Genomic DNA, 12,983 nt, shown 5'->3' on the forward strand with positions numbered 1-12,983 from the left:
GCAACCGTGTGGTAATGCGAGGGGACGAAGGGCGCTTGTCACGCGGCGCCGGACCATCTATCCTCGACGGACGATGCGCATTGCGAACGGGATCCTCGTAGCGCTGCCGGCGGCGAAAGCCGTCCCGTCGGCGAGCCCGATCGCCTTCGTCGCGCTGCCGCGTAGCAGCTAGTCGGCCCTCCGCTTCCCTCCCGCCCCGCCGGCTAGCCAGACGAAGCATCACCCGGCGGGAGCGTCAGTCACCCATCCCCCGAGCGAGGAAAGGCGGATCCGTGAGCGGTACCCGGCACCTCCTGCACGACCCGTCCCGAGAGCGCGATGCCTGCGGCATCGGCCTCGTCGCGGATGCCCGCGGCCGGGCCTCGCGCGAGCTGCTCGACCGCTGCCTCGCCGGCCTCGCCGCCGTCTCGCACCGCGGCGCCTGGGCCGCCGACGGCGTCAGCGGCGACGGCGCCGGCGTCCTGTTGCCGCTGTCGGCGGCGCTGACCGGCGAGCCCGGCGCCGGGCTCGCCATGTGCTTCCTGCGCGAGCCGTGGCTGAAGAACGTCGTCGAGGAGGCGTGTCGGGCCGAAGGGCTCGAGCCGGCCGGTTGGCGCGACGTGCCACACGACGTGGCTGCGCTCGGCTCGACCGCGACGGCGAGCATGCCGCGCATCGCGCAGATGCTGCTCGCGCCGACACCGCACGCCGACGCCGAGGCGCGCGCGACGCGCGCGCGGCGCCGTGCCGAGACGATCGCCGGCGTCTACGTCGCCTCCCTCTCGTTCCGCACCGTCACCTACAAGGGCCTCTGCGCCGCGACGCAGCTCGCGACCTTCTACCCGGACCTCGCCGATCCCGCGTACGCGGTTTCCTGGGCGATCTTCCACCAGCGTTTCTCCACCAACACCGAGCCGAGCTGGGAGCGGGCGCAGCCGTTCCGCCTGCTGTGCCACAACGGCGAGATCAACACGATCGACGGCAACGTCGCGTGGATGGAGGCGCGGGAGCGCGCCCTCGGCGTCGAGGAGGGGCTCGCCCCGTCGCTCGACGTCAACGGCTCGGACTCGGCCCTCCTCGACAACGCCCTCGAGCTGCTCGTCCGCTCCGGCCGCGACGTGTGCGAGGCGGTGACGCTCCTCGTGCCGCCCGCGTGGCAGAACGACCCGCGCCTCGAGCCCGAGGTGCGCGACATGCACCGCTACGGGGCCATGCTCGTCGAGCCCTGGGACGGCCCGGCCGGCATCGTGTTCAGCGACGGCCACACGTGCGGCGCCGCGCTCGACCGCAACGGGCTGCGGCCGCTGCGGGTCTCCGTCACGGGGGACGGACTCGTCACCTGCTCCTCCGAGTCGGGTGCGATCCCGCTGCCCGAGGGCGCCGCGGTGCGCCGCGGGCGCCTCGGCCCGGGCCAGGTGCTCTCCGTCGACCCCGACCGTGGGCTCCGCTTCGACGGCGAGCTCAAGCGCGAGCTTGCGGCACGGCGCCCCTACGGCGCCTGGGTCGACCAGAGCATCGTGCGCCGCCCGGCAGGCGAGCCCGGGCCGGTGCCGGAGGCCGATCTCGGCCCGCGCCACGCGCTGTTCGGCTACACGCGCGAGGAGATGAGCCTGATGCTGCGCCCGATCGCGCAGACCGGTCACGATCCCGTCTACTCGATGGGGGACGACGCGCCGATCGCGCCGCTCGCGGGCCGGCCGCGGCCGCTCGCCTCCTTCTTCCGGCAGCGCTTCGCCCAGGTCACGAACCCGGCCATCGACCACTACCGCGAGCGCACCGTGATGTCCGTGGCGACGCTGCTCGGCCCGCGCGCGGGCCTCGACGCCGACGGCCCCTTGCCCACCCTCGTCGTCCTGCCGGGCTTCCTGCTCACACGGGACGGGCTCGAGGGGCTCGCCCCGGAGCGGGTGGAGATCACCTTCGCCGCCGGCGAGGGTCTCGGGCCCGCGGTGGAGCGCGTCGCCGACGACGCCGTCGCCGCGGTCGAGCGCGGCGCGACGCTCATCTGCCTCTCGGACGTGTCGGCGGGCGGTGAGCGCGCCGCGATCCCGTCGCTTCTCGCGGTGGCGGCGGTGCACGGCCGCCTCGTCGAGTCGGGGCTGCGCACCCGCTGCTCGCTGCTCGTCGAGAGCGACGAGCCGCGCGACACGCACATGGTCGCCACGCTGCTCGGCTACGGCGCCGACGCGATCTGCCCCCGTCTCGCCCTCGAGACGGTCGCCCAGCTCGCGGCCAGCGACAAGGTGGGAGGCGACCGCCCGTCGCCCGACGAGGCGCAGCGGCGCCTGCTCGCCGCGCTCGAGGACGGCGTGCTCAAGGTGATGGCGAAGATGGGCATCTCGGACGTCGCGAGCTACCGGGGCGCCCGCCTGTTCGAGGCCGTCGGGCTCGACCGGCGGCTCGCGCGCCGCTTCTTCGGCGGCACCCATTCGGCGATCGGCGGCATCGGGCTCGACCGGCTCGAGCGCGAAGCGCTCGACCGCCTGGCCGCGTCGAAGGCCGAGAAGATCGAGCTCGAGAACCCCGGCTTCTACAAGTTCCGCAAGGGCGGCGAGCCTCACGCGACCGACCCCGCCGTGGTGGCGGCGCTGCAGGAGGCCGTCTCCGAGGAGGGCGTGAAGGCCGCCCATGCGCTTCGCGGCGCGGTGCGCAGCGGCAACGCCGGGCTGTACGAGCGCTTCGCGGTGATGGTCAACGAGCGGACGCCGATCGAGCCTCGCGACCTGCTCGAGCTGGTGCCGTCGGCGGCGCCGGTGCCCGTCGAGGAGGTCGAGCCGGTCGAGGAGATCGTGAAGCGCTTCTCCGGCGGCGCGATGTCGCACGGCGCCCTCTCGGCCGAGGCCCACGAGACGCTCGCGATCGCGCTCAACAACCTCGGCGCGCGCTCCAACTGCGGCGAGGGAGGAGAGGATCCCGCGCGCTACCGCAGCGAGCGCAACTCGAAGATCAAGCAGATCGCGTCCGCGCGCTTCGGCGTCACGGCCGAGTACGCGGTCTTCGCCGAGGAGCTGCAGATCAAGGTGTCGCAGGGATCGAAGCCCGGCGAGGGCGGGCAGATACCGGCGCACAAGGTGACGGAGGAGATCGCGCGGCTGCGCAACACGCAGCCGGGCGTGTCGCTGATCTCACCGCCCCCGCACCACGACATCTACTCGATCGAGGATCTCGCGCAGCTCATCTTCGACCTGCGCGAGGTGAACCCGGACGCGGCCGTCTCCGTCAAGCTCGTCTCCGTCAGCGGCGTCGGCGTCGTCGCGGCGGGCGTGGCGAAGGCCCACGCGGACGTGATCCACGTGGCGGGCGCCGACGGCGGCACCGGGGCGAGCCCGCTGCCGTCGATCAAGCACGCGGGCGCGCCGTGGGAGCTCGGGCTCGCCGAGGCACAGCAGGCCCTCGTCGCCAACAATCTGCGCGGCCGCGTCCGGCTCCGCGTCGACGGGGGCTTCAAGACCGGCCGCGACGTCGTCGTGGCGGCGCTGCTCGGCGCCGACGAGTACTCCTTCGGCACGGCGCTGCTGCTGGCGGAGGGGTGCCTGATGGTGCGCTCCTGCCATCTCGACACGTGTCCGGTGGGGATCGCGAGCCAGCGGCCCGAGCTGCGGGCGAAGTTCGGCGGCACGCCCGAGATGGTCGAGGCGTACCTGCTGTTCGTTGCGCAGGAGGTGCGCGAGCTGATCGCGTCGCTCGGCTTCCGCCGGCTCGACGAGGCGATCGGGCGCGTCGAGTGCCTGCGGCAGCGGCGCACCGGCGACCCGTCGGCCGACGCCCTCGATCTCGCCCCGCTGCTCGGACGGGCCGGCGACGGCCATGCGCGCTACGTCGGCCTGCCCGTGCCGCACGAGGGCGACCGGCTCGGGACGCTGCTGCTCGCGGCGGGCCGCGGGGCGGTCGAGGAGCCTCGCCTCGTCGAGCCGGGATACGCGATCACGAACGGCGACCGCTCGGTCGGCGCGCGCCTCGCCGGCGCGATCGCGCGCGAGGTCGGCGCGGGGCCGCCGCAGGGCCGCGTGCGCGCCCGCTTCGAGGGATCGGCCGGGCAGAGCTTCGGCGCGTTCCTCACCGCCGGCGTCGAGCTCGACCTCGTCGGCGAGGCCAACGACTACGTGGGCAAGTCGATGTCGGGAGGGCGCATCGTGATCGCTCCACCCGCGGGCGACGCCGGCGACCCGGTTCTGCTGGGGAACACCGTCCTCTACGGAGCGACGGGCGGGGAGCTCTACTGCGCGGGCGCGGCGGGCGAGCGCTTCGCCGTCCGCAACTCGGGCGCGACGGCGGTCGTCGAGGGCGTCGGAGACCATGCCTGCGAGTACATGACGCGGGGCACCGTCGTCGTGCTCGGGCCGCACGGGCGCAACCTCGGCGCCGGCATGACCGGGGGCGAGACGTTCCTGCTCGACGCCGACGCGCGTCTCCTCAACGACGAGCTCGTCACCCTGCTCGAGCTCGACCGCGACGACGAGGCGCGGCTGCTGCGCCTGCTCGAGCGGCACCGCCGCACGACGGGGTCGGCGCGGGCCGCGGCGCTGCTCGACGATCCGGCGGCCCTGCGGCGCTTCCGGCGCGTCGTGCCGCGCGCGCTCCTCGCGAGGCTGGACGAGGAGGAGGGCGGGCGGCTCAGCGCCTGATCCGCATAGATAGCGATTTGTATGCATACTATGCAGAACATGGCTTCCGTCAGCATCGTCGGCGCGGCCGGCTACACCGGCCAGGAGACCCTCGACCGGGTGCTCGCCCACCCGCAGCTCGAGCTGGTCGCGATCGGGTCGGACTCGCTCGCGGGGCAGCCGGCGACGGCGCTCGACCCGCGTCTGAACCGCAACGGCGGCAAACGCGCGCCGATCTTCATCACGAACGACGCGGCGCTCGCGTGCGGGGCCGACATCACGTTCGTGTGCCTGCCGAACGAGCGCGCCGCCGCGATCGAGCCTCCCGCACGCGGCGTCGTCATCGATCTCTCGGGCGCGCACCGGTTCGACGACGCGGAGGTGTACCGGCGCTGGTACGGGTTCGACCATCCGCGCGCCGGCGAGCTCGGCCGCTGGTCGTACGCTCTGCCCGAGCTCGTGCCGCCGCACGGGACGCTGATCGCAAACCCGGGCTGCTACGCGACCGCTGCCCTGCTCGCGCTCGGTCCGCTCGCGGGGGCGATCGATCCTGCCGGCGTCGTGGTGGACGGCAAGTCCGGCATGACCGGGGCCGGCAAGGTGCCGCGGCCGTCGATGCACGCGGGCGCGGTGCTCGAGAACATCTCCCCGTACAAGGTCGGCGTGCACCAGCATGCGCCGGAGATCGCGGCGCACCTCGGCTTCGACGTGACCTTCGTGCCCCACCTGCTGCCCGTGCGCCGCGGGCTGCTCGCGACCTGCTACGTCCGCTCCGGCGGAGCAGGCCTGCGGGCTCTGCTCGAGGCCCACTACGCGGACAGCCCGGTCGTCACCGTGCTTCCCGAGGGAGCGACGCCCGACCTGTCCCGCGTCCGGCACACCGACGCCGCCGAGATCGCCCTCTTCGACGACGGGTTCACCGACCGCACGATCGTGATCTGCGCCGTCGACAATCTCGGCAAGGGGGCGGCGGGGCAGGCGGTGCAGAACGCCAACCTCCTCTTCGGCTTCCCCGAGGCGGCCGGGCTGCGCCTCTCCGGGGTGCTCGTCTAGCGATGTCCGTCACCGCTGCGAAGGGCTTCGTCGCGAGCGGCGTCGCGGCCGGCATCCGCCCTTCGGGCAAGCCCGACCTGGCGCTCGTCCGCTCCATTCCGCGCGCGGTCGGCGCCGCCATGTGGACGACGAACAGGGTGCAGGCGGCGCCGATCACCGTCTCGAAACGGCACCTGGAGGCGGCGCAGCCACAGGCCGTGGTGATCAATGCCGGCGTCGCCAACGCCGCCACCGGCGCCCGCGGCGAGGCTGATGCGGTGGCGACGGCGGACGGGGCCGCCGCGCAGCTCGGCCTGCCGCCCGACGAGGTGCTCGTGCTCTCCACCGGCGTGATCGGCGCGCCGCTCCCGGTGGACAAGGTGCTCGCGGGTATCCGCGCCGCCGTTCTCGACCTCTCCCCCGAGGGCGGCGGCGCGGCTGCGGGCGCCATCCTGACGACGGACTCCGGGCCCAAGCTCGCCGTCGCGGCCGGGCCGGGGTTCACGGTCGGCGGCATGGCGAAGGGAGCCGGGATGATCCACCCGTGCCTTGCGACGATGCTCGTCGTGATCACGACCGACTACCCGCTGCGGGCCGAGGAGGTCGACGGCTTCCTGCGCCCCGCCGTCGAGCGCACGTTCAACCGCATCTCCGTGGACGGAGACTGCTCCACGAACGACGCCGTCATCCTGCTCGCCAACGGCGCGAGCGGCGCCGGCCGCGACGACGACGCGTTTCGCGCCGCCCTGCACGACGTCTGCGCGCGCCTGGCGCGGCAGGTCGTCGAGGACGGCGAAGGGTGCACGGTCGTGCTCGAGGTGCGCGTCGACGGCGCGGCCTCCGAGACCGACGCCGTCGCGATCGCCCGTCGCATCGCCACCTCGCCGCTCGTCAAGACGGCCGCGTTCGGGCACGACCCGAACTGGGGCCGCGTGCTGATGGCGGCCGGCTCCGCTCCCGGGGCAGACGGGTTCGCGGCGCTCGACACGGAGCGGCTCACCGTGGCCTTCGACGGCGTTCCCGTGTTCGCCGCGGGCGCGCCGACGGGCGACGTGCCGACGCTTGCGGGCGCCGTCTGCCGTATCGACCTCGACCTCGGCCTCGGCGACGGCGCCGCGGCGTATCTCGCGTCCGACCTCTCCTACGACTACGTGCGCATCAACGCGGAGTACACGACGTGAGCCGCGTCGTGCTCAAGCTCGGCGGCCGCGTCGCGGCGCAGGCGGCGGCGCGGGCGCAGGCGCTGCGGGCCGAGGGGCACGAGGTGGTGATCGTCCACGGCGCCGGCCCGCAGATCACGGCCGAGCTCGAGCGCCGGGGCATCTCCGTCCGGTTCGTCGACGGCCGCCGCGTCACGACGCCCGAGGTGCTCGACGTCGTGCGCGGCTCGCTCGCGCAGGTCAACGCCGAGGTGTGCGCCGCCGTCGGCGGCGAGGCGGTGGGGCTGTTCGGTGACGCGATCGGCATGCAGGCCCGGCGCGTCGAGAGCCTCGGCCTCGTCGGCGACCCGGTCGCCTGCGCACCGGCGGCCGTGCTGGGCGCGCTCGCCGCAGGGCGCGTGCCGGTGATCGCGCCGCTCGCGGAGGGCCCGCTCAACGTCAACGCGGACGAGGCGGCGGCCGCGCTCGCGGTCGGCCTCGGCGCCGAGCGGATCCTCTTCGTCACCGACGTCGCCGGCGTGCTCGTCGACGATGCCGTCGTCGAGCGCATCGGCGCCGACGAGGCGGACAGGATGCTCGGCGCCGGCTGTCTCGAGGGCGGCATCGTGCCCAAGCTGGAAGCGGCCGTGCGCGCGGTGCGTGGCGGCGTCCGCGCGTCGATCGGCACGACGGAGGTGTCGGCGTGATCGCGGCCGGCGCGCGCGACGCGGTGCTGCCCACCTACGCCCGGGCCGACCTGACCGTCGTGCGCGGGGAGGGATGTCGCGTGTGGGACGACGCCGGGCGCTCCTATCTCGACTTCGTCGCCGGCATCGCCGTCGTCGGCCTCGGCCACTGCGCGCCCGGGCCCGCCGAGGCCGCCCGCGCGCAGCTCGATCGCCTCTGGCACGCGTCCAACCTCTACTGGACGGAGCCGATGCTGCGGCTCGCGGGGCTCCTGTCCGAGCGATGCGGCGGGGCGCGCGCGTTCTTCTGCAACTCGGGCGCCGAGGCGAACGAGGCGGCGCTCAAGATCGCGCGCAAGGCGACGGGCCGCACGCGCATCGTCGCGCTCGCAGGCGGCTTCCACGGCCGCACGCTGGGCGCGCTCTCCGCCACCGGCCAGCCCGCGAAGTGGGAGGGCTTCGGCCCGCTCGTGCCCGGCGTCGCCTTCGCGAAGCCCAACGACGTGGAGTCGCTCGAGGCGGCGCTCGCGCCCGCCGCCGACACGGCGCTCGTGCTGCTCGAGCCGGTGCTCGGCGAGGGCGGCGTCATCCCGCTCGAGCGGGCGTTCGCGCGTGCCGCCGCCGAGCTCGCGCGAGAGATCGGGGCGCTCCTGTGCGTCGACGAGGTGCAGACAGGGATGGGCCGCAGCGGCACCTTCTTCGCGCACGAGCAGCTCGGCGTCGAGCCGGATCTCGTCACCCTCGCCAAGGGGCTCGGCAACGGGCTGCCGATCGGCGCGTTGCTTGCGGGCGAGCGCGCCGCGCCGGGATTCGTCCCCGGCGACCACGGCTCCACGTTCGGCGGCAACCCGGTCGCGTCCGCCGCCGCATGCGCGGTCGTGGAGGCGATCGACGAGACGCTGCTCGGCCACGTGCGCGCCCGCGGCACCCAGCTCGCAGCCGGGCTCGAGGCACTGCCCGGGGTGCTCGAGGTGCGCGGCCGCGGACTGCTCCTCGGCGCGCGGCTCGATCGGCCGGTGGGGCCCGTCGTCGACGCGTGCCGTGACGCCGGGCTGCTCGTGCTGTCGGCCGGACCGGACGTGCTGCGACTGACGCCGCCCCTCGTCGTCAGCGAAGACCAGGTCGTGGAGGCGCTCGCGACGATCGGGAGCGTGCTCGCCGCATGAACCGCCGGGAGCGACAGGCGGCGATCCTCCGCCTCGTGCGTGAGCAGGCGCTCTCGACGCAGGCGGAGCTCGCGCACGCCCTGCGCGAGGAGGGCCACGACGTGGTGCAGACGACGGTTTCACGGGATATCGCGGAGCTCGGCCTCGTCAAGGTGCGCGCACCGAGCGGGCGCCTCATCTACGCCGCGCCCGGCGCGGGCGACGCCGACCGGCTGCGGGCGATCGGCGCCGCCATGCGGCGGTACGCGATCGGCGTCGAGGCGGCCGCCGGCGGGGTCGTCGTCGTGACGACGCCGTCCGGCTACGCGAGCGCCCTTGCGCAGGCGATCGACGAGGGCGGCCATCCGTCGATCGCCGGCACGCTCGCGGGCGACAACACGATCTTCATCGCGGCCCGGGACGGGGTCACGGCGGCGGCCTTGCGCGACGAGCTGGCAGCGCATCTCGCCGACGGCGCCGCGTGAGCGGCGGCGATGGAGCACAATCCCGCTCGTGAGGCGGATGCCGGCATGACGCTCTGGGGCGGTCGCGTGGAGGGCTCGCTCGACCCGGCGGTGTGGGAGTTCCTGCGCGCCGACGACGCCGAGCTGCTCCCGTACGACTGCGAGGCGACGTGCGTGCACGCACGACGCCTGCTCGACGCGGGGATCCTCACGGCCGCCGAGTTCGAGGAGGTCGAGACTGCGCTCGCCTCCCTGGCGCAGGATCGCGGCGCGATCCTGCGCTCGGACGAGGACGTGCACAGCGCGATCGAGCGTCGGCTCGGGGAGGTCGGCCGCAAGATCCACGCCGGGCGCTCGCGCAACGACCAGGTCGCCGCCGCCATGCGGCTCTACGTGCTCGACGCGTGCGCCGAGGCGCGCCAGGAGATCGAGGCGCTCGCGCTCGTGGTGCTCTCGTTCGCCGAGGCGGAGGCCGAGACGCTGATGCCCGGCTACACGCACCTTCAGCGCGGCCAGCCCGTCACGCTCGGCCACCACCTGCTCGCGTGGGTGGAGATGCTCGACCGCGACCGCACGCGGTTCGCGGTCGCCGGGGAGTCCGCTGCGGCGAGCCCCCTCGGGGCCGGCGCGCTCGCCGGCTCGACGCTCGGGCTGCCGGCGCCGCCCGGCCAGATGCGCAACTCGATCGACGCCGTGGCCGACCGCGACTTCGCGCTCGACTACCTCTATGCGGTCGCCGTGCTGTATACGCACCTGTCGCGGATCGGCGAGGAGATCGTGCTCTGGTCGAGCGGCGAGTTCGGCTTCGCTCGACTGCCGGAGAGCGCCGCGACGGGGTCGTCGATGATGCCGCAGAAGCTCAACCCCGACGTGGCCGAGCTGGCGCGTGGCAAGGCGGGCACCGCGATCGGCAGGCTCGCCGGGCTGCTCGCCACCGTCAAGGGCCTGCCGCTCGCCTACGACCGCGACCTGCAGGAGGACAAGGCGCCGGTGTTCGCGGCGCGCCGTGACGTGCGGCTCGGGCTGCAGGCCCTGACCGCGCTCGTCGCCGGGCTGGAGGTGAACCGCGAGCGCATGGCCGCGGCGGCCTCCGACCCGCTCGTGCTCGCCACCGACGCGGCCGAAGCGCTCGTGCGCGAGGGCGTTGCGTTCCGGGAGGCGCACGAGCGGGTCGCGGGCAGCGTGCGCGCCGGCTCGTTCTCCCCGGCGGGCACCGCAGCCGAGAGCGTCGCCGCCCGCGGCGCGCCCGGGCCGGGCGGCGTCCGCGAGGCACTCGCCGAGGCGCGCGCGCGCTTCGGCGGCAGCCTCTAGCCGTCCGGGCCCGCCGTGACCGCGGCGGCGGCCGGCGGCGTATCCCGGACGCCAACTCGAACCTCGGGAGGAACGTATGCGACGGATCGCCATCGCCCTTGCCCTGCTGCTCGCGGCTGCTGTCGCCGCGGGCGTCGCCCGGCCCGAGGGGGCGCGCGCCGTCGACGCCGGCCCCACGACCGACTCCGTCACCGTCGGCGGCACGGGCACCGTCGCCTCGGTGCCGGTGCGTGCCCGGCTGTCACTCGGCGTCGACACGCGCGGCGACACCGCAAGGGCGGCGCTCGCGGCGAACGCGAGCGCGATGCGGAAGGTGATCGAGGCCGTCAAGGCGGCAGGCGGCCGCGAGGTCGGCACGCAGTCCGTCGGGCTGTCGCAGGCGTTCGGCCAGAACGGGGAGATCACCGGCTATGCGGCCTCCAACGTCGTCACGACCACGATCGGCATCGATCGTGCGGGGGCGGTCATCGACGCCGCCGTCGAGGCCGGGGCGAACCAGGTCTCGGGCCCGTCGCCGTCGATCGCCGATCAGGCCGCCCTGTACCGCGAGGCGCTGCAGGCGGCCGTCGCCGACGCGCGCGGCCGTGCCCAGACGCTCGCCGCCGCGGCCGGCCGCACGCTCGGAAAGGTGACGTCGATGAGCGAAGGAAGCGCGCCACCGCCGCTGCCGCTGTTCCAGAAGGCGGCCGCGGCCGACACGCCGGGCACGCCGATCGAGGTGGGCGTGCAGGAGACGACGGCGAGCGTGACCGTGACGTTCGCGCTCGGCGCCTAGGCCGGCGGCGGGCGGGGGCTGCGCGCCCCCGCCCGCCGCCGCGCCCGGCTCTCAGCCGGCCACGGGCGCCGCCGACACGGCGGCGGGCGCGGCGGGCGCCGCCGCGACCATGTGGCCGTGGCGCTCGGTGCCGTAGCCCCCGGGAACCGGGATGTAGAACTCGGGGTACCCCCACATGCCGTGCTCGGACACGTCCAGGCCGGCCTCCTCGACCTCGGGCTCGGCGCGGATGCCGACGGTCACCTTGAAGAGCAGGAGGACGAGGAACGAGGCCGTGAACGTGAACGCGCCCACGGCGGCGAGGCCCAGCGCCTGGGTGCCGAGCTGGCCGAAGCCGCCGCCGTAGAAGAGCCCGCCTCTGCCGGTTGCGAGCTTCTCCGCGAGGCTCGGCACGGTCAGGAACCCGAGCGACAGGGTGCCCCACACGCCCGCCATGCCGTGCGCGGCGATCGCTCCGATCGGGTCGTCGATGCCGGCCCTGTCGACGAGCAGAACGCCGAGCACGACGATCACGCCCGCCACGAAGCCGATCAGGATCGCAGCCCACGGGGCCACGAACGCGCAGGCGGCGGTGATCGCCACGAGCGCCCCGATGGCGCCGTTCAGCATCATCGAGAGATCGGGCTTCTTGATCACGAGCCACGACGTCGCGACCGCTCCGAGCACGCCCGCCGCGGCCGCGAGGTTCGTGTTGAGCGCGACGTAGGCGAAGAAGCCCACGCCGCCGAAGTCGACGCCGAGCGTCGAGCCCGGGTTGAAGCCGAACCAGCCGAACCAGAGGATCAGCACGCCGAGCGTCGTGAACGCCATGTTGTGGCCCGGGATCGCGTTCGACTTGCCGTCCGCGCCGCGCTTGCCGATGCGCGGCCCGAGCAGGATCGCGCCGGCGAGCCCGGCGAGCGCACCCTGGTAGTGCACGACGGTCGAGCCCGCGAAGTCCTGCATCCCCTTCGCGAACAGCCAGCCGTCGGGGCTCCAGATCCAGTGCGAGACGAGCGCGTAGATGAGCGTGAAGACGACGCCGAAGGCGAAGTACACCCACAGGCGCGTGCGCTCGGCCATCGCGCCCCAGACGATCGCGAGGGAGACACCGGCGAACCCCACCTCGAACAGGTACGCCGCGGCGCCGGGGATCTGCCCGAACCACGAGAACGGCTCCTTGCCGATGGCGAGGAGATCCTCGACGGCGGGGAAGAACCCCGAGCCGCCGACGATGCCGTTGCCGCCGTCGCCGAAGGCCATCCCGAAGCCGACCATGTAGTAGACGAGCGACGCGATCGCGAAGATGAGCACGTTCTTCGCGGCGATGTGGCCGACGTTCTTCATGCGCGTCAGGCCTGCCTCGAGGAAGGCGAAGCCGGCCTGCATGAAGATCACGAGCACGGCCGCGACGACGACCCAGATCGTGCTCGCCGCATACAAGAGCTCCTTGCCGCTCATACCCGCTCCACCTCCTCGAGCTTCTGTCCCGTGCGGTTGTGGGTGACGTGGTAGACCGGCGCGGACCAGCAGATGCCGTCGCCGTTCTCGTGCCCGGTGCGGGCCGCGTCGACGATGGCGTGGATCACGCCCTCGGCGATCTCGTCGCGCACCACGAAGGTCATGTGGGCCTTCGGCAGGAAGCGCGACTCGAACACGCGCCCGCGGTACTCGTGTGTGATGCCCTTCTCGCGCCCGTGCCCGACGGCCTCGATCACCGTGACGCCGACGTGCCCCGTGTGCTCCTCGACGGCTTCCATCACCGTCTCGACGCGGTCACGGACGACCACCGCCTCCACCTTCATCATTGCCCGCCTCCTTGCTGGACCAACGAAAAAAGCCCCAGCGCTCCGGGGGAGCACTGAGGCG

At 74.1% G+C, this 12,983-nt stretch carries 10 protein-coding genes; 8 read left to right on the top strand and 2 right to left on the bottom strand.

Annotated elements, in window-relative coordinates; translation table 11 throughout:
* The first annotated feature begins 272 nt into the window (after positions 1-272).
* From gltB to Gocc_RS00325, 8 genes are all read left to right on the top strand, one after another.
* The gene (gltB, locus tag Gocc_RS00290) at positions 273-4,604 is read left to right on the top strand and encodes a glutamate synthase large subunit (protein WP_114794543.1); all 4,332 of its coding nucleotides are present in this window, start codon (positions 273-275) and stop codon (positions 4,602-4,604) included.
* Positions 4,605-4,643: 39 nt separating this feature from the next.
* Positions 4,644-5,636, top strand: coding sequence for an N-acetyl-gamma-glutamyl-phosphate reductase (argC, locus tag Gocc_RS00295; protein WP_181813246.1), 993 nt, complete (start codon positions 4,644-4,646; stop codon positions 5,634-5,636).
* 2 nt (positions 5,637-5,638) lie between these two features.
* Complete coding sequence (gene argJ / locus Gocc_RS00300) at positions 5,639-6,796, top strand: bifunctional glutamate N-acetyltransferase/amino-acid acetyltransferase ArgJ (protein ID WP_114794545.1); 1,158 nt, start codon at positions 5,639-5,641, stop codon at positions 6,794-6,796.
* Positions 6,793-7,461 carry an acetylglutamate kinase gene (gene argB / locus Gocc_RS15870; RefSeq protein WP_181813247.1) on the top strand — a complete coding sequence of 223 codons (669 nt, stop codon included), beginning with the start codon at positions 6,793-6,795 and terminating at the stop codon, positions 7,459-7,461. Before argJ ends, argB begins: the two co-directional genes overlap by 4 nt.
* Positions 7,458-8,606, top strand: coding sequence for an aspartate aminotransferase family protein (locus tag Gocc_RS00310; RefSeq protein ID WP_220150366.1), 1,149 nt, complete (start codon positions 7,458-7,460; stop codon positions 8,604-8,606). The genes argB and Gocc_RS00310 overlap by 4 nt, the downstream gene beginning before the upstream one ends.
* On the top strand, positions 8,603-9,070 hold the full coding sequence (locus Gocc_RS00315; RefSeq protein ID WP_114794547.1) for an arginine repressor: 468 nt from the start codon (positions 8,603-8,605) through the stop codon (positions 9,068-9,070). The genes Gocc_RS00310 and Gocc_RS00315 overlap by 4 nt, the downstream gene beginning before the upstream one ends.
* A 45-nt stretch (positions 9,071-9,115) precedes the next feature.
* Positions 9,116-10,360: an argininosuccinate lyase gene (argH, locus tag Gocc_RS00320; protein WP_181813248.1), complete on the top strand. Its 1,245-nt coding sequence runs from the start codon at positions 9,116-9,118 to the stop codon at positions 10,358-10,360.
* A 76-nt stretch (positions 10,361-10,436) separates the two neighbouring features.
* Positions 10,437-11,135 (top strand): SIMPL domain-containing protein, encoded by a 699-nt coding sequence (locus tag Gocc_RS00325; RefSeq protein WP_114794549.1) that lies wholly within the window; start codon positions 10,437-10,439, stop codon positions 11,133-11,135.
* A gap of 51 nt (positions 11,136-11,186) precedes the next feature.
* On the opposite strand, the gene Gocc_RS00330 is transcribed toward Gocc_RS00325, so the two are convergent.
* Positions 11,187-12,575 carry an ammonium transporter gene (locus tag Gocc_RS00330; RefSeq protein ID WP_114794550.1) on the bottom strand — a complete coding sequence of 463 codons (1,389 nt, stop codon included), beginning with the start codon at positions 12,573-12,575 and terminating at the stop codon, positions 11,187-11,189.
* Positions 12,572-12,922: a P-II family nitrogen regulator gene (locus Gocc_RS00335; RefSeq protein WP_114794551.1), complete on the bottom strand. Its 351-nt coding sequence runs from the start codon at positions 12,920-12,922 to the stop codon at positions 12,572-12,574. The genes Gocc_RS00330 and Gocc_RS00335 overlap by 4 nt, the downstream gene beginning before the upstream one ends.
* Positions 12,923-12,983 lie beyond the last annotated feature (61 nt).

This window comes from Gaiella occulta, assembly GCF_003351045.1.
In the GTDB taxonomy this organism is placed as follows: domain Bacteria; phylum Actinomycetota; class Thermoleophilia; order Gaiellales; family Gaiellaceae; genus Gaiella; species Gaiella occulta.